Source organism: Marinobacter sp. NFXS9, assembly GCF_040148665.1.
Classification (GTDB): Bacteria; Pseudomonadota; Gammaproteobacteria; order Pseudomonadales; family Oleiphilaceae; genus Marinobacter_A; species Marinobacter_A mangrovi.
In genome coordinates this window covers 220456-241319 of record NZ_JAGDDW010000007.1, presented here as the reverse complement: position 1 = coordinate 241319, position 20864 = coordinate 220456, and the positions used below count along the sequence as shown (strand labels likewise).

19 protein-coding genes are annotated in these 20864 nt (G+C 62.7%); 9 read left to right on the top strand and 10 right to left on the bottom strand.

Features of this window, described 5'->3' with window-relative positions:
- Positions 1-12 precede the first annotated feature (12 nt).
- On the bottom strand, positions 13-1758 hold the full coding sequence (locus J3364_RS13185; RefSeq protein WP_349558782.1) for an IlvD/Edd family dehydratase: 1746 nt from the start codon (positions 1756-1758) through the stop codon (positions 13-15).
- A gap of 209 nt (positions 1759-1967) precedes the next feature.
- Between J3364_RS13185 and J3364_RS13180 the strand changes: the two genes are divergently transcribed.
- The 6 genes from J3364_RS13180 to J3364_RS13155 all read left to right on the top strand — a co-directional run bounded on the left by J3364_RS13180 (position 1968) and on the right by J3364_RS13155 (position 8834).
- Positions 1968-2993: a TRAP transporter substrate-binding protein gene (locus tag J3364_RS13180; RefSeq protein WP_349558781.1), complete on the top strand. Its 1026-nt coding sequence runs from the start codon at positions 1968-1970 to the stop codon at positions 2991-2993.
- 86 nt (positions 2994-3079) lie between these two features.
- On the top strand, positions 3080-3685 hold the full coding sequence (locus J3364_RS13175) for a TRAP transporter small permease subunit (RefSeq protein WP_349558780.1): 606 nt from the start codon (positions 3080-3082) through the stop codon (positions 3683-3685).
- The gene (locus J3364_RS13170) at positions 3685-4986 is read left to right on the top strand and encodes a TRAP transporter large permease (RefSeq protein ID WP_349558779.1); all 1302 of its coding nucleotides are present in this window, start codon (positions 3685-3687) and stop codon (positions 4984-4986) included. The genes J3364_RS13175 and J3364_RS13170 overlap by 1 nt, the downstream gene beginning before the upstream one ends.
- A 24-nt stretch (positions 4987-5010) precedes the next feature.
- Positions 5011-6003: an AraD1 family protein gene (araD1, locus tag J3364_RS13165; RefSeq protein WP_349558778.1), complete on the top strand. Its 993-nt coding sequence runs from the start codon at positions 5011-5013 to the stop codon at positions 6001-6003.
- 17 nt (positions 6004-6020) lie between these two features.
- Complete coding sequence (locus J3364_RS13160) at positions 6021-7598, top strand: aldehyde dehydrogenase (NADP(+)) (RefSeq protein ID WP_349558777.1); 1578 nt, start codon at positions 6021-6023, stop codon at positions 7596-7598.
- Positions 7599-7658: 60 nt separating this feature from the next.
- Positions 7659-8834, top strand: a complete 1176-nt coding sequence (locus tag J3364_RS13155) for a fumarylacetoacetate hydrolase family protein (RefSeq protein ID WP_349558776.1) — start codon at positions 7659-7661, stop codon at positions 8832-8834.
- On the opposite strand, the gene J3364_RS13150 is transcribed toward J3364_RS13155, so the two are convergent.
- The 6 genes from J3364_RS13150 to J3364_RS13125 all read right to left on the bottom strand — a co-directional run bounded on the left by J3364_RS13150 (position 8831) and on the right by J3364_RS13125 (position 14221).
- The gene (locus tag J3364_RS13150) at positions 8831-10039 is read right to left on the bottom strand and encodes a YbfB/YjiJ family MFS transporter (protein ID WP_349558775.1); all 1209 of its coding nucleotides are present in this window, start codon (positions 10037-10039) and stop codon (positions 8831-8833) included. The genes J3364_RS13155 and J3364_RS13150 overlap by 4 nt on opposite strands.
- A 96-nt stretch (positions 10040-10135) precedes the next feature.
- Positions 10136-10810, bottom strand: a complete 675-nt coding sequence (locus J3364_RS13145) for an SCO family protein (protein WP_349558774.1) — start codon at positions 10808-10810, stop codon at positions 10136-10138.
- Positions 10811-10821: 11 nt separating this feature from the next.
- On the bottom strand, positions 10822-11724 hold the full coding sequence (gene cyoE / locus J3364_RS13140; protein WP_349558773.1) for a heme o synthase: 903 nt from the start codon (positions 11722-11724) through the stop codon (positions 10822-10824).
- The gene (locus J3364_RS13135; protein ID WP_349558772.1) at positions 11721-12806 is read right to left on the bottom strand and encodes a COX15/CtaA family protein; all 1086 of its coding nucleotides are present in this window, start codon (positions 12804-12806) and stop codon (positions 11721-11723) included. The genes cyoE and J3364_RS13135 overlap by 4 nt, the downstream gene beginning before the upstream one ends.
- A 67-nt stretch (positions 12807-12873) precedes the next feature.
- On the bottom strand, positions 12874-13491 hold the full coding sequence (locus tag J3364_RS13130; RefSeq protein WP_349558771.1) for a redox-active disulfide-containing membrane protein: 618 nt from the start codon (positions 13489-13491) through the stop codon (positions 12874-12876).
- Positions 13484-14221, bottom strand: a complete 738-nt coding sequence (locus J3364_RS13125; RefSeq protein ID WP_349558770.1) for an SURF1 family protein — start codon at positions 14219-14221, stop codon at positions 13484-13486. Before J3364_RS13125 ends, J3364_RS13130 begins: the two co-directional genes overlap by 8 nt.
- Before the next feature lie 50 nt (positions 14222-14271).
- Here J3364_RS13125 and J3364_RS13120 point away from each other — a divergent pair, with 50 nt between their 5' ends.
- Positions 14272-14475 (top strand): twin transmembrane helix small protein, encoded by a 204-nt coding sequence (locus J3364_RS13120; protein ID WP_349558769.1) that lies wholly within the window; start codon positions 14272-14274, stop codon positions 14473-14475.
- A gap of 12 nt (positions 14476-14487) precedes the next feature.
- Here J3364_RS13120 and J3364_RS13115 read toward each other — a convergent pair whose 3' ends face one another.
- From J3364_RS13115 to coxB, 3 genes are all read right to left on the bottom strand, one after another.
- Positions 14488-15375: a cytochrome c oxidase subunit 3 gene (locus tag J3364_RS13115; protein ID WP_349558768.1), complete on the bottom strand. Its 888-nt coding sequence runs from the start codon at positions 15373-15375 to the stop codon at positions 14488-14490.
- A 51-nt stretch (positions 15376-15426) separates the two neighbouring features.
- Positions 15427-17013, bottom strand: coding sequence for a cytochrome c oxidase subunit I (gene ctaD / locus J3364_RS13110; protein WP_123636526.1), 1587 nt, complete (start codon positions 17011-17013; stop codon positions 15427-15429).
- Between the two features lie 93 nt (positions 17014-17106).
- A complete protein-coding gene (coxB, locus tag J3364_RS13105; protein ID WP_349558809.1) occupies positions 17107-18225 on the bottom strand; it encodes a cytochrome c oxidase subunit II in 1119 nt (372 codons plus the stop codon).
- A gap of 441 nt (positions 18226-18666) precedes the next feature.
- On the opposite strand from coxB, the gene J3364_RS13100 reads away from it, so the two are divergent.
- Positions 18667-19938: an MATE family efflux transporter gene (locus J3364_RS13100; RefSeq protein WP_349558808.1), complete on the top strand. Its 1272-nt coding sequence runs from the start codon at positions 18667-18669 to the stop codon at positions 19936-19938.
- 199 nt (positions 19939-20137) lie between these two features.
- Complete coding sequence (locus J3364_RS13095) at positions 20138-20794, top strand: hypothetical protein (protein ID WP_349558767.1); 657 nt, start codon at positions 20138-20140, stop codon at positions 20792-20794.
- Positions 20795-20864 lie beyond the last annotated feature (70 nt).

Below are 20864 nucleotides of genomic sequence, written 5' to 3'. Positions count from 1 at the left end.
TCACCCGAACGCTTAATGGGAATGTCGCGGAACATCGGCACCGCGCTTGCCGACCAGAAAGTCAAAGTCACACCCTTCATCGGCCTGCAGCACGTGCTCGATATACAGCTGCCGGTAGCCGCCATCGCTGGCGATCTGGCGGGAGGCCGCAGTGGGATCGCTTTCCTGCAACCGGGCCTGGATCTCGTCATCACTCAGTTCCAGGTGCAGTCGGCCGCTGTCGCAATCCAGTTCGATCCAGTCGCCGTCACGAACCGCGGCCAGGGGGCCTCCGGCGGCGGATTCCGGCGCCACGTGCAGAACGACCGTGCCATAGGCGGTACCGCTCATGCGGGCATCGGAGATCCGCACCATATCGGTCACGCCCTGCGCCAACAGCTTCGACGGCAACCCCATGTTGCCGACTTCCGCCATGCCGTGATAACCGCGTGGGCCACAGTTGCGCATCACGAGAATGCTGTCGGCATCCACATCGAGATCCGGGTCGTTGATGCGCGCCTTGTAGTGATCGAAATCGTCGAAAACGACGGCTCGCCCACGATGTTGCATCAGCTCGGGACTGGCCGCGGAAGGTTTCAGAACCGCGCCCCGCGGAGCCAGATTGCCTTTCAGGATGCACATGCCGCCATCCTCGCGCAGGGGATTGTCCAGCGGGCGAATCACCTCATCGTTGTACAGCGGCGCGTCTTCCACGTTTTCCCACAGCGTACGGCCATTCACCGTCAAGCTATCCGGATGGGGCAACAGCTTGGCTTCACCCAGGCGGCGCAGGACCGCCGGCAGGCCGCCTGCGTAATAGAACTCTTCCATCAGGAAGCGACCGGAGGGCTGGAGATCCACAATGGTGGGTGTACCCCGGCCAAGACGGGTCCAGTCATCCAGTTCGAGGTCCACGCCGATGCGACCGGCAATGGCCTTCAGATGCACCACCGCATTGGTGGAACCCCCAATGGCAGCATTCACACGGATCGCATTTTCGAAGGCGTCCCGGGTCAGGACCTTGGACAACGTCAGGTCTTCGTCAACCATTTCCACAATGCGGTTGCCGGACAGATGGGCAAACACATAGCGCCGGGCATCCACCGCCGGAATGGCCGCGTTGTGCGGCAGCGACGTGCCCAGCGATTCAGCCATACAGGCCATGGTCGACGCCGTGCCCATGGTGTTGCAGGTGCCGGCCGAGCGTGACATGCCGGCTTCGGCAGCCATGAAGTCGTGCATGGAAATCTTGCCGGCCTTCACCTCTTCGGACAGGCGCCAGACGGCCGTGCCAGAGCCAATGTCCTTGCCCTCGTGCTTGCCATTCAGCATGGGTCCGCCGGACACCACCAGCGTCGGCAGATCGCAACTGGCGGCCCCCATCAACAGAGCGGGTGTGGTTTTATCACAGCCCACCAGCAGAACCACCGCGTCCATCGGGTTGCCACGAATCGCCTCTTCCACATCCATGCTGGCCAGGTTTCGGGTGAACATGGCCGTGGGCCGGAGGTTTGATTCGCCATTGGAGAACACCGGGAACTCAACGGGATATCCCCCGGCTTCCAGAATCCCTTTCTTGACGTGATCCGCGATCTTACGGAAGTGGGCGTTACAAGGCGTCAGCTCGGACCACGTGTTGCAGATGCCAATGATCGGCTTGCCCTGAAATTCATGATCGGGGATGCCCTGATTCTTCATCCAGCTGCGGTACATGAAGCCGTTCTTGTCGGCGGTACCGAACCATTGGGCGGAACGCAGAGTGCGTTTGCGTTGCGTCATCGGGAGTCTCTCCTTCCGAGTTCCGGCCTGAAGCCGGTTTCTTGTTTTGAACAGACAGGGTCGCTTTCCACGTAAACCATACATAAAAAATCGTATGTTGAACAAACAAAAATTTATGTCTACTATCGAACCTGCACTGCTGCATGAACCTGCCCAGGTTGTCTGCATCGTGCGGGCGACAACAAAAACAACCTCCGAAGGAGTGCCTTATGTTCGCTAAAACACGAAAACTGATGATTATCGGCAGCTTGCTGCTTTCCGGACTCGCGTCCGTTCAAGCGCAGGCAGCCGACTACGAGTGGAAATTCCAGGCTTCGGAAACAGCCGGCGAGCCCAGCTTCAAGATCAAACAGGAGTGGGCAAAAAAGATTGCCAAGATGACGGACGGGCGCGTCGAGATTGAAGTGATGCCCATCAATTCCGTGGTCGGCCCCACAGAGACCCTGCAAGCGGTCAGCGCCGGCATCCTCCAGGGCCACATGACAGACCCGAGCTACTTCTCGGGCCAGAACCCCGCGTTCGGCATGATGGGCAACCTGGTGGGGGCCTGGAGTGACCCGAATGACTTCCTGACCTTCATGAAGCACGCCGGCGGAGAGCAGCTCTACAACGAGTTCGCCGAACCTTACGGCGTGCACCTGATTTCTGCCGGTACCTTTCCGCTGGAATCCATTCCGTCCACCGTGCCCATCAAGACCCTCGACGATTTCAAGGGCCTGAAGATCCGCGCGCCACAGGGCATGGTTTACAACATCTTTGAACGGGTTGGCGCGGCGCCCGTGAACCTGCCGGGTTCCGAGGTGTACACCAGTCTCGAGAAAGGCGTCATTGATGCGGCGGACTCAACCGTCCTGTCAAACAACGACGCCATGGGCCTGCATACCTTTGCGCCATACCCGCTGTATCCGGGCTTCCATTCCATGCCCATGATCGCCGTGTCCATCAACAAGAAGATCTGGGACAAGCTGCCGGATGACCTGAAGACCACCCTGAAGGTCGCTTTCGACGCCATGTCCTACGACCTGATTGCCCGTCTCCAGGAGCAGGACATCGAGACCCTGCAGAAGCTCAAGGACAACCCCAAAGTCCATCCGATCGATCTCTCGCCGGCCGAACGCAAAAAATTCCGGGAAGCCGCTGAGAAGGAATGGAAAGTCTGGGCTGGCAAGAACGACATGTGCCAGAAGGTCTACGACGCGGCAACGAGCTTCCTGCGTTCACGCAACCTCCTGTAACCGAGGCCTCCGAACCGGTTTCTGCCGGACCGGCCCAGATCGCACTATCTATCTGAAGGTGGCGCCTCGCGCCACCCGGAGGATTTATGTCCCAATCCAATTCAAACAACCCTGCCTCCATCGATGAGGCCGAGCTGGCCGAATCGGGTGATTCAAACGAATCGCCACGCAGTGGCTTTGACCGGCTCATTCTCCGGTTCGGGCGTATGGCCGCCTGGCTGGTTTTTATCGCGATGGCCATCAGCGTTTATGAGGTTTTCATGCGCTACGGCCTCGACTCTCCCACATCCTGGGTTCACGAGTCCGTGGTCATGCTCGTTGCCACCCTGTTTGCCCTGGGCGGCCCGGTCGCCATGGCCGGTAACCGGCACATTCGCGTTCGAGTCCTTTATGACCATGTCGGCCCACGCTTCCGGCGCGGGCTGGATCTGCTCAACGATGCCATCACCCTCGGCTTCTGCCTGATGATGAGCTACGCCGCGTATGTGATGTTCTGGCAATCCTCACACAACCCCATGGGGGAATGGTCCCTGGAACGTTCCGGCACGTCCTGGAACCCGCCGTTTCCGGCCCTGGTCAAGGGCATCATCCTGATCGCCCTGCTCGTTATGACGGTTCAGACCGTCATTCATCTGGTGCAGTCCCTGCGCACCTGTTTCGCTGCATCAAATAGCCCTGAGGATCACGCCTGATGGATATTTCAGACGGCACCCTGCTACTGATCGGCGCCATTTTCACCCTGCTGATCACGGGCCTGCCCCTGGCCTTCATCACAGGTCTGGTCGCCCTGATTTTTGCCTTCGGCTGGTTTGGCCCCATGTCCCTGCCGCTGGTCACCAGCCGCGTCTACGGTTTTGTCACCGAATACTCCCTTGTGGCTGTCCCCATGTTCGTCTTCATGGCGTCGTTACTGGACCGATCGGGGATAGCCAAAGATCTCTTCAATGCCATGCGCGTCTTTGCCGGACGCCTGCCCGGTGGCGTCGCCGTACAGACCGTGATCGTTGCCTTCTTCCTGGCTGCGCTGTCCGGCATCATTGGGGGGGAAATCGTTCTGCTGGGCATTCTGGCCCTGCCCCAGATGCTCCGCCTGGGCTACGACAAACACCTGTCGATTGGCGTGGTCTGTGCCGGGGGCTCATTGGGCACCATGATGCCGCCGTCGATCGTGCTGATCATCTACGGTCTGATCGCGTCGGTGTCCATTGCCGACCTGTTCACGGCGGCCATCACCCCGGCGCTGCTGCTGATGGGGTGCTACATCGCCTACGTCCTGGTCCGTTGCCTGCGTGACCCCGAGCTGGGGCCACCGTTGACGGACGAAGACCGTCAGGAGAACTTCTCCAGCCGCGGTCAGGCGCTCAAAGCCATCGTCGTGCCGGGCCTCATCGCCGGCATGGTTCTCGGTTCGATCTATGGCGGTGTCGCGTCGGTCACCGAAGCGGCAGCCATGGGCGTCTTTGGTGTGCTGATCGCCATGCTGCTGCGCGGTGAATTCAACCTGCCGAACATCCACAAAAGCCTCAACCAGACCATCACCACCTGCGGCATGATCATCTGGATCGGCATTGGCGCCGCCGCACTGGTGGGCGTCTACAACCTGATGGGCGGCAACGATTTCATTGCCGACCTGATCCTCGGGCTCGATGTGAAGCCGATCGTCATCATGCTGATCATGATGGCCATCCTGCTGGTACTGGGGATGTTCCTCGACTGGATCGGTGTTGCGATGCTGACGCTGCCTATCTTTGTGCCGATTGTTGATCAGCTGGGCTACAGCCCGATCTGGTTCGGCATCCTGTTCGCCGTGAACATGCAGGTGTCGTTCCTGTCACCGCCCTTTGGGCCCGCCGCGTTTTACCTCAAAGGGGTCGCGCCTGCGGGCATCAGCCTCAAGGATATCTTTGTCTCATTGCTGCCGTTCGTTGCCATCCAGCTGTGCGTGCTGACGGCGCTTCTGCTCTGGCCATCCCTGGCGATGTGGCCGGTCTGAACCCACGAATACACGGGAGGAGTTATGCGTTTAATCCAGTGTGAATACCAGGGCCGGATACGGGCGGCACGCGTTGAAAGCCCCGATCAGGTCCGGCTGCTGAACGGCGATGAGGGCACCTACGGGCTGGCCCGGCAGGCGCTGTCCGAGCGGCGCCCCCTGACCGATATCATCGAAGAAGCGGCCACCGATACCTGTCTCGACTACGCGGAACTGGTCGCCAATCGGCAGTTACGGCCGCCAATGACCCATCCGTCACCGGCGCACTGCCTCGTCAGTGGCACCGGGCTGACCCATCTGGGCAGCGCCGATACGCGGGCAGCCATGCACGCCAGGATGGAGGACGGCGAGGAGACGCTGACCGATTCCATGCGCATATTCAGGATGGGCGCAGAGGGCGGCAAACCAGCCCCGGGCCAACGAGGCGTCCAGCCCGAATGGTTCTACAAGGGCGATGGCGACATTGTTGTGAATCCGGAAGGCCCGATGCCGGTTCCGGCCTTTGCCGAAGATGCCGGCGAGGAACCGGAAATCGCCGGTCTCTATCTGATCGACGACCAGGGACAGCCCTGGCGTGTTGGCTATGCGCTTGGCAATGAGTTTTCCGATCACGTCACCGAACGTCACAACTACCTGTGGCTGGCCCACTCAAAATTGCGGTCCTGCAGCTTTGGCCCGGAATTGCTTGTAGGGGACCTGCCTTCCCACCTGGAAGGCGTCAGCCGCATCCGGCGCCAGGGTGAAGTGATCTGGGAGAAGCCGTTCCTGACGGGCGAAGACAACATGGCGCACAGCCTCGCCAACCTCGAATACCACCACTTCAAGTACGCCGGTTTCCGGCGTCCCGGTGACATGCACGTTCACTATTTCGGTACCGCCACCCTGAGCTTTGCCGATGGCATTCAGACCCAGGAGGGCGATTGCTTTGAAATCGAGGTGGCCGCACTCGGTCGCCCGCTCCGCAACCCGCTGGCTTTCGAGCCAGGGACAACCGACGTCACCATTTCAAATCTCTGAGATATCAGGAGCGCTCTATGAAGCTGCAAGGCAAACAACTGATCGGTTCTTCAACCATTGCCGGAACCGGCGGTTCCTTTACCGCCGTGAACCCGGCCACCGGTGACTCACTCGATCCCCAGTACACTGGCGCCGGCAATGAACAGGTCGAGCAGGCCTGCCGGCTGGCCGAAAGGTCGTTTGACACCTACCGGGAAACCTCGCTGGAAGAGAGGGCACGTTTCCTGGAAGCCATCGCCGAAGCGATCGAAAACATCGGCGAGCCGCTGGTCGAACGGGCCATGGCGGAGTCCGGCTTGCCCCAGGCACGCATTGAAGGCGAACGAGGCCGGACCTGCGGGCAGCTGCGCCTGTTCGCCCAGGTCGTGCGCAGCGGCGAGTGGCTCGATGTGCGAGTCGACCCTGCACTGCCCGACCGCACGCCCATGCCCCGGGTAGACCTGCGCCAGCGGCATATTGCACTGGGTCCGGTCGCCGTCTTTGGTGCCAGCAACTTCCCCCTCGCCTTTTCCGTGGCGGGCGGCGACACAGCGTCTGCGTTGGCCGCGGGCTGCCCGGTGGTGGTGAAGGCGCATCCGGCGCATCCCGGCACTTCCGAGCTGGTTGGGCAGGCCATCCAGTCTGCCGTGAAGGCCTGTGGATTGCCGGAAGGGGTCTTCTCACTGCTGTTCGGAGCCGGAAACGATCTGGGTCAGGCCCTGGTCAGTGACCCCCGCATTCAGGCGGTGGGCTTTACCGGCTCCCGCGGCGGCGGGCTTGCCCTGACGGCATTGGCTCAATCGCGTCCCCAACCGATCCCGGTCTACGCCGAGATGAGCAGTATCAATCCGGTTTTCCTGCTGCCTGAGGCCCTCAAGGCCCGGGGGGATTCACTGGCAGAAGGGTTCGTCGCGTCGCTCAATATGGGCGCCGGGCAATTCTGTACCAACCCGGGGCTGGTCGTGGCGATCAAGGGCCCGGAACTGGACCGGTTTGTAGACGTTGCGGCCGCCGCCGTGAAAGAGAGCGGGGCCCAGACCATGCTCACACCGGGGATCCACGACGCCTATACCTCAGGGGTCAGCAAACTGGCCGGGCAGGGCACCGTCGATGAAGTGGCACGAGGTCAGTCGGGCGATCAGCCCAACGCCTGTCAGGCCGGCCTGTTCAGGACCGACGCGGCCGATTTCCTGAAGGATGAAGCCCTGCAGGCTGAAATCTTCGGCGCCAGCTCGCTGATCATCGCCTGTGACGATGAAGCCACCGTGCTAAAGGTGGCCCAACAGCTCGAGGGTCAGCTCACCGCCACCCTGCAGATGGACGACGCCGATACCGATGCAGCCCGTTCCCTGGTGCGCACTCTGGAACGCAAGGCCGGCCGGCTGCTGGTCAACGGCTGGCCCACCGGTGTGGAAGTCTGTCACGCGATGGTTCATGGCGGTCCTTTCCCGGCCACCTCGGACAGCCGCACCACGTCCGTCGGCAGTGCCGCCATTCACCGGTTCCTGCGCCCGGTTTGCTATCAGAACCTGCCAGACGCCCTGTTGCCGGAGGCTCTCCAGGACAGCAATCCGCTCGGGGTATCACGCCTTGTGGATGGACAGCGCGAACACTAATCCGGCTATGTGAAAAACGGGGCAGCCTGACGGGCTGCCCTCCATTTCAGGAGATCCGTTATGTCCTCCCTTTTTCCCCGGGACTGCCTTCCTTCCGATTTCGAGAACGCTCCGCTGGTCGGGCGTGTCTGGCGAGAGTCGCCGATTGCAGGCCCGGCTGTGGTTACGGTTCGACAGGGCGAGGTGATTGATATTTCGGCCCACGCACGGACCATGGCCGACCTCATTGATGCCCCCAATGCACTGGAGATTGCAGCGCATGCAGAGGGTGATTCGTTGGGTTCGGTTGAGCCGTTGTTGGAAAACTCCCTGAATACACCGCAACAAGCCCCCTATCTGTTGGCACCCTGTGACCTCCAGCCGATCAAGGCCTGTGGAGTCACCTTTGCGGTGAGTCTTCTGGAGCGTGTCATCGAGGAGCAGGCCGGAGGTAATCCAGCCCGCAGTGCTGCCTTGAGGCAGGAGATCCAGGGTTTACTGGGAACGGATCTGGCCCGCATCAAACCGGGGTCGGACGCGGCTATGGCTCTCAAGACCGAACTGCAGAATCGGGGGCTCTGGTCGCAATACATGGAGGTGGGCATCGGCCCGGACGCTGAAGTGTTTTCCAAGGCCGCACCCATGTCGGCTGTCGGATTCGGCGCCCGTGTCGGGCTTCATCCCGCCTCGCAATGGAATAACCCGGAGCCGGAAATCGTTCTGGCCGTGGACGCCACCGGTCAGCCACGCGGCGCAACCCTCGGCAATGACGTGAACCTTCGGGATATCGAAGGACGCAGCGCCCTCCTGCTGGGCAAAGCGAAGGACAACAACGCCTCCTGTTCGCTGGGCCCCTTCATCCGGCTTTTTGATGATCACTTCGACATGGACAGCGTGCGCGCCGCCCAGGTGTCCTTGTCCATCGAGGGCGCCGACGACGATTTCAGGCTGGATGCGGTCAGTGACATGCGGGAAATCAGTCGCGACCCGATGGAACTCGTGGCGCAGACTTGCGGCAGCCACCATCAATATCCGGACGGGTTCATGCTGTTCCTCGGCACCATGTTCTCCCCCATCCTGGACCGGGACGGCCCCGGACAGGGGTTTACCCATCATGTGGGGGATCGGGTCAGCATTGCCACACCCGGCCTTGGCCAGTTGATGAACACGGTCGATCGCAGTGACCGGCTACCGCCCTGGACCTACGGTATCCGCGCCCTTTACCAGAACCTGCTGACACAAGCCGAACGCCGCTAGGCGCTGGCTCGTGTTGCAGGTACCAGGCAGGCAAAAGCCAGCCCCCAGACCAACGCGCCCACACCAATCCAGAAGGCACTTTCCAGGGTGCCGCCAAAATCCAGCCATTGCTTGACCAGCCAGGGTCCGGCCATCTGGGCGAAGGCGTATAGCGCCACCATCGCGGCCGACAGTCGCGGCCCCTGATGCGGATGCAGCGCCCGGGCGATACGCTGGGTCAGCAGCACCGCGCCGAGAAAGGTGCCGCCGATCAGCGCGCCGCACAGCACGATGCCCACCGGCCCCGACCAGATCACCGCCGCCAGCACGCCCACCAGCTGCACCACGAAATTGATCCGCAGGGCGAGCCGGTCACCGATGCGGGCTCCCAGGTGATTCCAGACGTAGGCGGACGGAATGGTCGCCAGCGCCACGATCAGCCAGGAACCGTCCACCAGCCAGGCGCCGGGGTCGAGCTGCATCTTGGCCAGCAGGGGCAGAAACGTCATGGGCAGGATATAACCCAGTCCGGCGCCGGCGTAAGACAGGAACAACGGGATGCTGGCGCGGTCGAACAGCGGTGACTGGCCTCGCCTGGCGGCGCTGCGATCGGCTTGGGCCGGATCATGCGCCGGCATCTCCAGCACGTGGAGCTGGCGCCACCCCCACCAGGCCAGCGGCACCGACAGCACCAGCGCCGGCCACCAGCGGGCAGCACCGCTCAGCCAGTCCGCAGTCAGGGTGACCATACCGCTGGACAGCAGCAGGCCAAAACCCACGCCCAGATACACCAGTCCGCTCAGGGACGCCCGGTTGCGCAGGACCAGCCATTCCAGGATCAGTGCCGGTGCCTGTACGAAGACTGCCCCGTTGGCGACGCCATTCAGCCAGCGCACGACGTCCTGCGCGGGCACCGCCTCGATCTGGGTCTGCAACAGGGTGGTGATGACGTGCACCGCCAGCGACAGCGGCAACAGCACGCGGATGTGATCGACCCGGTGCCAGCGGATCGCCAGCATGGCGCCCATCAGGTAGCCCAGGTAATTCCAGGTGGCCAGGGCCGCGGCCTGTCGCGAATCCAGAACACCATCGTCCACCAGGTACGGCAGCAGCGGCGTGTAGTAGAAGCGGCCCAGGGTGTGGACCACCAACAGGACGATCGACCCTGCCAGCAGCACCCGGAACAGATCGCGCCGGGATGCGGTTGATGTGGACGACGGGGCCATGGCTCACCTTTGATTAGGATGCGACACAAAAAGGGCTGGCAGTTTAGGTGATTCGCCGGAAAGGGGAAAGGTGGCCGGTGTCGTGGAAGGTGCGGATCAGGCGTCGCCGGCGCCGTACCACTGGACGATCTGTCGGAAGGCCGACACCACCTGCTCCGGTTTGAACGGCGGCTGCAGCACCGCGGTCATCTCACCCTGTGGATTGATCAACGCCAGATGGGCGCTGTGGTCGACCACCGTCTGGCCGTTGTCGTCGGTGCGTCGCGAAAAGTCTGCGTTGAGGCTGCGCGCCAGCGCCCGCAGGGTGTCGATATCGCCGGTCACCCCGTGGAAGTCGTCGCCAAACGCCTTCAGGTAGGTGTCCAGCCGGGACGGGGTATCCCGCTCCGGGTCGGCGCTGATCAGCAGGGTTTGCGGCGTCGGCCCGTTGCCGGCCAGTTCCTGGTTGGCCTGCCTGAGCATCGCCAGCGTGGTGGGACACACGTCCGGGCAGGATGTGTAGCCGACGTAGGCGAAGGTCCAGTGGCCCTTGAGCACGGCGTTGGTGACGGTGTCGCCCTGCTCGTTCACCAGCTGGAAATCCGCAACGGGCCGCGCCTCGTCGTAGACGAACGTGTGCATGGCACTGAGATCCGGCGGCGGGCCGGCCTGGGCCGCCTGGGGCACAAAGACCGCCTGGCGGATGATCACCATACCCAGGATAGCCACCACCACGACGATGAGAACCGCCACCGTCAGGCGAATACCAAACGTGTTTTTGCGTTGCGCCATACGGCTCCCGTTCAGAATCGCACGAAATGGTCGACCAGCAGCACGACAAACAGGGCCATGAGATAGGTTATGGAATACTTGAAGGTGGCCAGCGCCACCTGTCGATCATCGCCCTGCCAGAGTCGAATAGCATAGTGCAGGAATCGCAAGCCCAGGGCCGCGGCTCCCACCAGATAGATGAGCCCGGTCATGCCGGTGACGAATGGCAGCAGGCTGACGGCAAACAGGACCAGCGTGTAGAGCAGGATGTGCAGTTCGGTGTAGCGATTGCCGTGGGTGACCGGCAGCATGGGAATGCCGGCCTTGGCGTACTCCGCCTTGCGGTGGATGGCCAGGGCCCAGAAATGCGGCGGCGTCCAGGCGAAGATGATCAAAACCAGCAACAGGGCGTGGCCGTCCACCCGGCCAGTCACTGCCGTCCAGCCCAGCAGGGGCGGCATGGCGCCAGCGAGCCCGCCGATCACGATGTTCTGTGGCGTCGCCCGCTTTAGGAACAGCGTGTAGACGCCGGCGTAGCCCACCAGCGAGGCCAGCGTCAGCCAGGCGGTCAGTGGGTTGACCCATTGCATGAGCACCCACATACCGGCCAGTGCCAACGCCATCGCGAACACCAACGCCTCGGGCATGGACACCCGTCCCGTGGCCACCGGGCGTTTGCGGGTGCGCGCCATCAGGGTATCCACCTTGTGGTCCACCACATGGTTCACCACCGCCGCGGCACCCGCCAACGCCGCAATGCCGAGGTTGCCCAGCACCAGCACCGTGAGGCCGGGCAATTCCGGGCGGGCCAGTAACATACCGATCACCGTGGTCAGCATCATCAGCGCCACCACCCGGGGCTTGGTCAGCTCCAGGAAGTCGCGCCAGCTGGCGCGTTGGAGATCGAGCGCAACGGTGTCGGACGGCTCGCTCATGCAGGCACCTCATGGTTGATCAGTCGCAGTTTCGGCATCGACCGCGCGACCGGGAAAGGCTGCAGTCGCCACAGCAGGTTGATGACCGTCAGCAGCAGCCCTGCGCCCAGTGCGTTGTGGGCCATGGCCACGGCAATCGGGATGTGCAGCCAGACATTGGCGATCCCCAGCGCAATCTGGGCCAGCAACACCCCGCCGCTCAGTAATACCCATCGGCCCATGCCAGCCTCACGGGCCGGTCGCCACAGCCTCAGCAGCAGGCTGCCGAGCACCGCCAACACCAGCATAGCGCCAATCCGGTGGGTCACGTGGATGGCTACCCGGCCTTCAGCAGTCAGCTGGCCACCCAGGTAGTTGGGCCCCACCGCCTGGGTCACATCGAAGCCGTGGCGGAAGTCCATCTGCGGCCACCACTGACCCTGGCAGGTGGGCAGGTCGGTGCAGGCCACCGCGGCGTAATTGGAGGCCGTCCAGGCACCCAGGGCGATCTGGGCAATCACCAGGAACAGGGCCACCCGCAAGGCGGGCCGGAAATGTCCGAGCCGGTGCGCCAGGGACGGCAAGGGATTCACGTGACGGCCGCGCAGGCGCAGGGTCAGGAGGGTCAGCAGGCTTAACGTGGTGAAACCACCCAGCAGATGCAGGGCCACGATCTGGGGCCAGAGTTTGAGGGTCACCGTCCACATGCCGAACGCGGCCTGCAGCAGGATGAAGCCGGCAATCAGCAGCGGGTGGCGCAGCGGCAGGCCTTCCCGGCGGTAGCGAATCGCCAGGAACGCGATACTGAACACCAGCAGACTGAGGGTGCCGGCGGCGTAGCGATGGATCATTTCCGGCCAGCCCTTGCTGGCGTCGAACGGCGCTTCCGGGAAGCGGGCTTCGGCGATGGCGATGTGTTCGGCGGATTGCGGCACGCTTAAAAAGCCGTAGCAGCCGGGCCAGTCCGGGCAGCCCAGACCGGAATGGGTCAGGCGGGTCCAGGCCCCCAGCATCACCACCAGCAGTGTCAGCACGGTCGCAGCCAGCGCCAGGCGTCCCATCAACCGACGGTGCTGGGCAATGCGGTCAGGCGTTGCGTTCATGGCACACTCCTCCGACCTGTGGCTGGCGTTCTTTCCACGTGGCGGGATGCTTCCGCGCCGGACCACGTCAGCCGATTTGGGATATCTTCATCAGGTGCTTGAGATCCTCAAGAATCGCCTTGCCGTCCATCGCCGGTCCGTAACGCATCATCACGTTGCCGAACGGGTCGATGACGTAAATCTGGGGGGCCTGTTCCAGGTCCACGCCACCTGGCCAGCGGATCGCTTCCGTCTCGCCGGCTCGCAGCAGGGGCATGTCCGGATAGCCGCTCAGGTCCGCCGGCGGCTCGGGCAGGTAGGCGGCCCGGCTCATCCGGTCCTGGTTCTTGCCCAGGGCCACGTTGACCTGGCGCGCCAGGTAGATCTGCTGCTGGCAGGCCTCGCTGCAGGGCCCTTCGTTGGCCACCAGCATCAGCCATCTGGCGTCCGGGTGCTTCGGTCCGAATCGATCGGCGAAGGGCTGACCGTTGGCGTTCACCAGGCCCAGGTCGGCCACCGGAACCGAAGGATCGATCAGGACGCCGTTGTTGGACTGGCCCGTGGGATTCATCCAGCCGGTGTAGTACATGATGGTCGCCAGCACGAGCGGGCCGAAGCCGATGGCAAACAGCAACAGGGCCGTGCGCCGGCCACGCCGGACCTGCTCGGGCGTGGGGCCGGTTTGGGTTTGCCTGGGGTCAGTCATTGCCAGCGTCATCCTGATTCTGTCCTTGTTGTTTTCGGTAACTCGCCACCACCGTCAGCACCAGCAGCACCGCGGCCATGGTGAACCACTGCGCCGCATAGCCGTAATGAGTCTGCGGCCCCATCAGATCCGGTGCGAAATCCGCCCGGTAGGCGCCCGGCTGGGCCGGGTCTTCCAGCCGCAGCAGCTGGTCTACGGCTCCGGGCGCCTGCTGTTTCACCTCGTCCGGATGCAGCGCCTGCACCCGCCGGGGCCACCCGGTCTCGGGCTGCGTCTCTTCCAGCACCGGCGGTGTAGGATAGTCCGCTACCCGGGCCCGGATCGTGACCGTGCCCTGCGGCGTGACCAGGCCCGGCAAGTCATCCCGGCGCCTCGGCGCCTGCACCCAGCCCCGGTTGACCAGCACCGGGGGGCCGGCGGCCGGTTCGAACAGGGTCAGCACCTCGTAGCCCGGGCGACCATCGCGGGTGCGGTTGTCCAGCAACCACTGGTGCGCCGCGACGTACTGCCCTCTCAGTTCCACCGGCTGGCCGTCGGTCAGGCCCGCACGTACGGCTTCCGTCCAGCTGCCGCTCTCCAGTTGCTGGGCCCAGCGGGCCAGCAGGGCCTCTTTCTCGCCGGCCCGGTTCAGTTGCCAGATGCCCAGACCCACCAGCACCGGCAGTAATAACAGGGCCAACAACCACAGACGCCAATCGGGCTGCCAGCGTCTTTGCACCCGGTCAGTCATGCTTTGCTATAGTGACTCCATCATCCAATCGGCCCATGGGAGCTGTTGGCATGCTCAAGATCCTGATCGTCGTTCTCCTGTTCGCGGTGATTGCGTCGCTGTTCAGCGGCCTGTTCTTCCTGTTGCGCGACGAGAGCAGGAGCCGACGGGTGCTCAATTCCCTCATCCTGCGCGTCACCCTCAGTGGCCTGTTGCTGCTGATCATCGGCCTGGCCCTGTGGCACGGCGACCTGTCGATGAATCCCACACCCTGATCCGCGCCCCCATCAAAGGATGTAGACGAAGATAAACAGGCCCAGCCAGACCACATCCACGAAGTGCCAGTACCAGCTGGCCGCCTCGAACCCGAAATGTTTCTCCGGCGAGAAATGCCCCTTGGTGATTCGAATCAGCATGATCGTCAGCATCAGCGCCCCCAGCGTGACGTGGGCCCCGTGGAACCCGGTCAATATGAAGAAGGTGCTGCCGTAGATGCCGGAGTTCAGGGTCAGGTCCAGCTCGGTGTAGGCATGGATGTACTCTTCCGCCTGGAAGGTGATGAAGCACAGCCCGAGGATGATGGTCAGCGCCAGCCAGATCTTGGCCCGGGTGCGGTTGTCGCTCTTCAGCGCGTGGTGCGCGATGGTGACGGTGAACGAAGAGCTCAGCAGCAACACGGTGTTGATCAGCGGCAAGTGCCAGGGATTGATGATGCCTTTGGTCTGGGTGTAGGTCTCTGTGTCCGGCGTGCTCAGCAGCGGCCAGGTGGCCTCGAAACCTTCCCAGAGCATATGGCTGGAGCCCCGGTCGCCTTCCCCCCCCAGCCAGGGCACGGCAAAGTGGCGGGCGTAGAACAGGGTGCCGAAGAAGGCGGCAAAGAACATCACCTCGGAGAAGATGAACCAACTCATGCCCCAACGGTAGGAGCGGTCCATCTTGGCGCTGTACAGCCCCGCCCGGCTTTCCTGGATGACGTTGCCGAACCAGCCGAACAGCATATAGGCCATGATCATCGCGCCGATGAAGAACACCACCCAGGAGGCAGTCGTGGACTCGCCCTGGTCCGCATTGACCATGATCGAGCCGGTGCCCGCCAGGGTGGTCAGCAGGCCAATGGTGGCGATGATCGGCCACTTGCTCTGCTCCGGGACGTAATAGCTGTGTTCAGTTGCCATGGCAGCCTCCGACGGCAATGCCGCGCTTCAGAAATCCAGACTCTCGCCGGCTCACTTCACTTCCGGCGGGGTGGCAAAGGTATGGAACGGCGCCGGTGACGGTACCGTCCACTCCAGGCCCCGGGCGCCATCCCAGGGTTTGGCCGGCGCCTTCTCGCCGCCGCGCACGCACTTGACCACGATGTACAGGAACAGCAACTGGGTCGCCCCGAACAGGAAGGCGCCGATGCTGGAAATCATGTTGAAGTCGGCGAACTGCAGGGCGTAATCGGGAATCCGCCGCGGCATGCCCGCCAGCCCCAGGAAGTGCATGGGGAAGAAGGCCATGTTCATGCCGATGAACGACATCCAGAAATGGGTCTTGGCCAGCGTCTCGTCGTACATGTGGCCGGTCCACTTGGGCAGCCAGAAATAGGCCGAGGCGAAGATGCCGAAGATGGCGCCCGGCACCAGCACGTAATGGAAGTGAGCCACCACGAAGTAGGTGTCGTGGTACTGGAAGTCCGCCGGGGCGATGGCCAGCATCAGCCCGGAGAAGCCGCCGATGGTGAACAGGATGATAAACGCCACCGCGAACAGCATCGGTGCCTCGAAGGTGAGCGAGCCGCGGAACATGGTGGCCACCCAGTTGAACACCTTCACCCCGGTAGGCACGGCGATCAGCATGGTGCAGTACATGAAGAACAGTTGCCCGGCCACCGGCATGCCCACGGTGAACATATGGTGCGCCCAGACCACAAAGGAGAGCAGGGCGATGGCGCCCACCGCGTACACCATGGAGGCGTAACCGAACAGCGGTTTGCGGGAGAACGCGGGAATGATCTCGGACACGGCGCCGAACGCCGGCAGGATCATGATGTACACCTCGGGATGGCCGAAGAACCAGAACACGTGCTGGAACAGCACCGGATCCCCGCCACCACCGGCGTTGAAGAAGCTGGTGCCGAAGTGGATGTCCATCAGCATCATGGTGACCACGCCCGCCAGCACCGGCATCACGGCAATCAGCAGGAAGGCGGTGATCAGCCAGGTCCACACGAACAGGGGCATTTTCATCAGCGTCATGCCCGGCGCCCGCAGGTTGAGGATGGTGGCGATCACGTTGATGCCGCCCATGATCGACGAGATCCCCATCATGTGGATGGCGAAGATAAAGAAGGTGGTGCTTGGTGGCCCGTAGGTAGTCGACAGTGGCGCGTAGAAGGTCCAGCCGAAGTTGGGGGCGCCGCCGTCCATGAACAGGGTGGACACCAGCAGGGCGAACGCCGCCGGCAGGATCCAGAAGCTCCAGTTGTTCATCCGCGGCAGGGCCATGTCCGGCGCGCCGATCATCAGCGGGATCATCCAGTTGGCCAGCCCCACGAAGGCGGGCATGACGGCGCCGAACACCATGATCAGGCCGTGCATGGTGGTCATCTGGTTGAAGAACTCGGGTTCGACAATCTGCAGCCCGGGCTGGAACAGCTCTGAGCGGATGACCATCGCCATCGACCCACCCAGCAGGAACATGGTGAAGCTGAACACCAGGTACATGGTCCCGATGTCCTTGTGGTTGGTGGCGAACAGCCACCGGCGGATGCCCTTGGCGGGCCCGTGGTGGGCGTGTTCGGTGTCGTGGGTGTCGATGACCGCACTCATGGTGAACCCCCGTTGGCGCCGTCAGCCGGCGCTGGCCTCACTGTGATCGTGTGGTGCCCGGCCGCGCTCCGCCGCCGGACGCCGCGTGTTCGGTTACTCCGACTGCTTGTAATCGAGAAGCTGTTTGGGCGTGACCATATCCCCGGTGTTGTTGCCCCAGGCGTTACGCTCGTAGGTGATGATCGCTGCCAGGTCGACTTCACTGAGCTGCTCACCGAAGGCCTGCATGGCGGTGCCCTTCTTGCCGTGGACGACGATGTTCAGGTGGTCCGCTAGGGGGCCGGTTGCAATCGGGCTGCCCTTGAGCGCCGGGAAGGTGGGCGGTGCGCCCGAGCCATCCGGCTGGTGACAGGCGGCGCAGGTGGTGTTGTAGGCTTTCTCGCCGCGGGCCATCAGCTCCTCTTTCGTCCAGTCCTTGCTGGTCAGTTCCCGCAGCTTCTCGGCCTGGGCCACCTTGTCCTGGACCCAGCTCTGGTATTCGGCTTCCGGCACCGCCTTGATCACGATCGGCATGAAGCCATGATTCTTGCCGCACAGCTCGGTACACTGACCGCGATAGATTCCGGGCTTGTCGATTTTTGCCCAGGTTTCATTGATGTAGCCGGGAATCGCATCTTTCTTCACGCCCAGTGCCGGGACCCACCAGGAATGGATCACGTCGTTGGCGGTGACCAGGAAGCGGATCTTCTTGCCCACCGGCAGCACCAGTGGTTCATCCACTTGCAGCAGGTAATGTTCGTTCTTGTTGGCCAGGTTGTGGATTTCTTCCTGGGGCGTGGCGAGATTGGAGAAGTAGCCGAACTTCTCGTTGAGGAAGTCGTAGTGCCATTTCCACTGGTAGCCGGTGATCTTGACGTCGATGTCCGCCTCTTTCGTGTCGTACATGCGCAGCAGGGTGGCGGTGGCCGGGATGGCCATGACCACCAGGATCAGGAAGGGAATAATGGTCCAGAGAATCTCGACCCAGGTATGCTCGTGGAAGTTGGCCGGCTTGTAGCCCTTGGATCGGCGGTGCGCGAAGATCGACCAGAACATGACGCCGAACACCACGATGCCGATCACCACGCAGACCCAGAAAATGGTCATGTGGAGACCGTAGATGTCACGACTGACACTGGTGACACCGGGGGTCATATTGACGGTCCAGTCGGCGAAAACCGACTGGCAAACCGGGAGCCCGGCCAACAGAGTGCCGACTCGTAATGCCGTCATGCGCATACCGTGTCTCCACAGAGTTCTGGCGCTTCGCACGAAGCCCCTTATTCTTGTCGTGGATACGACCCTGTGGCGACGGTAAGACCCAGCCCTGAGAACAGTGAGGCAGATCCTTGCCAACTCGGGTCGATCAGCTTTTTCTGCGTGACACTTCCATCGGGAAGCGCGTGCTTCCCGTCCCTTATCCCGGTGCGACTCCGCACCAGCGCATCTGTCCCGGGAAGGAAGTCTTTTCACGGATTCCTGGGTTGCCAAAATCGACAGACCCGATTGGAGTATAGACAGAGGTTCCGGAATCCCTCAAAAAGCTGTTTAAAATTTAGACATCTTAAAACGCCGTATTTAGTGCATTTTTGAATAAGTAGCCTCCGAAAAGTTGAATCGCCCGTGACCCTGAACCCGCTCGACCGCCGTCTCTGGCATCTGGCCTGGCCCCTGATGCTGACCAACATCACCGTTCCCCTGCTGGGTCTGGTGGACACCGCCGTGCTCGGCCACCTGGACCAGCCGGACTACCTGGGTGCCGTCGCCGTGGGCGGCAACCTGTTCAGCATCCTGTACTGGACTTTCGGCTTCATGCGCATGGGCACCACCGGCCTGGCCGCCCAGGCCTTCGGCCGGCGCGACGACTTTGCCCAGAGCGCACTGCTGGTGCGTTCGCTGCTGCTGGCCATCGGCATCGGTTTGCTGCTGATCCTGCTGCGCGCGCCGCTGGTGAGCCTCGGTCTGCAACTGATGGGGGCCAGCGAGAACGTGACGGAACTCGCCCGTGGGTATACCGAAATCCGCATCTGGAGTGCGCCGGCGGTACTGTGCCAGTACACGCTGGTGGGCTGGCTGATCGGCACCCAGTACCCGCGCGGCCCCATGCTGATGCTGATCCTGGCCAACACGCTCAACATCGGGCTCGACCTGCTGTTCGTCACGGTGTTCGGCTGGAACAGCCGCGGTGTGGCCGCCGCCACCGCGATCGCGGAATACGCCGCGGCGGGCCTGGGCTTCTGGCTGGTGTGGACCCGGCGCCCGACGGACCTGGTGTTCGACCGCCGTCTGCTGGGCCAGATGGCCGACTACCTGGCCATCCTGAAGGTGAACCGCTATATCATGGTCCGCACCATCCTGCTGCTGTTGTCGCTGGCGTTCTTCACCGCCCAGGGGGCGCAACAGGGCGACACCATTCTGGCCGCCAATGCCGTATTGCTCACCTTCCTGATGCTGATTTCCAACGGGCTGGACGGCTTCGCCAACGGCGCCGAGGCCCTGGTGGGTGAGTCCGTCGGCCAACGCGACCGGGAGCACTTCCGCGCCGTCTGCCGCACCGCACTGCGTTGGTCGGTGTGGGGCGCCGGACTGTTCACGCTGCTGTTCCTGGTGGCCGGCGGCTGGATCATCAGCCTGCTGACCAGCCTTCCCGAAGTGGCCGGCACAGCTCGCGAGTTCCTGCCGTGGATCTGGCTGTTGCCGTTTGCCGCCGTCTGGAGCTACCTGCTGGACGGCATCTTCATCGGCGCGACCCGCACCCGGGACATGCAGAACACCATGGTGTTCTCGGTGGTGGTCGTCTATCTGCCGGTGTGGTGGCTCAGCCAGGGTTGGGGCAACCACGGTCTGTGGCTGGCCATCACCAGCCTGATGCTGGCCCGCGCCGCCAGTATGGGGTGGCTTTTCCTACGCCACACGCGAGAGGATCGCTGGTTCGCGGGGAACTGAGCCACCGGATATGCGTCCCATAGCGACACAACCTGGATCATGTCCAAAAAATTAACAATGCCGCGATACGTCTGATTCTCAACTACACTGATATTGGTTTTTGACAGACAACCGCAGGCGACGCCATCAGGACCCGCCTGCCACGCAGTGGGGAGGCGTCTTGCGACCCGATCCTGGAGCTACACGAGCAGTCCCTGTGATGACACCCAACGCAGTACTTCACATCATCGACCAGGCACGTCGACAGGAGGCCCGCTCCGGGACCTTCCTGGGGCAGATGGCGGAACGTGCCGCCAGTCTGCCGGACAGCATTACCGTCGAGGGACCGAATCCGGCCACCTGTCTGTTCCAGTTTGCGATTGAATACATCGAGATGGCCCCGCGGCTGATCGAGTGCGTCACCACCTGTGCCCGGGACTCCGGCAACGAAGCCCTGTTCGAACCGTTCGTCGATGCCGCCATCCGTTATTTCACCCGGCCATCCATCCTGCTGGCGCAGTACGATGGCCTGGACGGCCTGCTGATCAAGGCCTATCTGTGTCACCGGCTGATGGAGGAGATGTACGAAAACAACTACTCCATACGTGCCAGCCGCCTGGTGGACCTGGAAGCCATCCAGGCCAACCTCGTCACCCACTACCTGATCGGCGAGCCGTTCGCCAACGAGCTCGACCAGTCCATCGCCATCACCGTGGTGCAGATCGCCGGAACGCCCAACTATTACCGCCTGAACCTGACCCCCTTTGTGGAACAGGCCCAGGATGCCGCCTGGGACTGGATGCGCGATTACTGGGAGAAACTGCTGACGCGCAACCAGATTGCCTTCACCTTGAATCCGGGGCTCGGTCTGAGTTGAACTGTGTCCCAAACAAATACGTACCTCTGTCAAGAATGGAAAGAAACCGGGGTAGATCGCCACAGGCAAG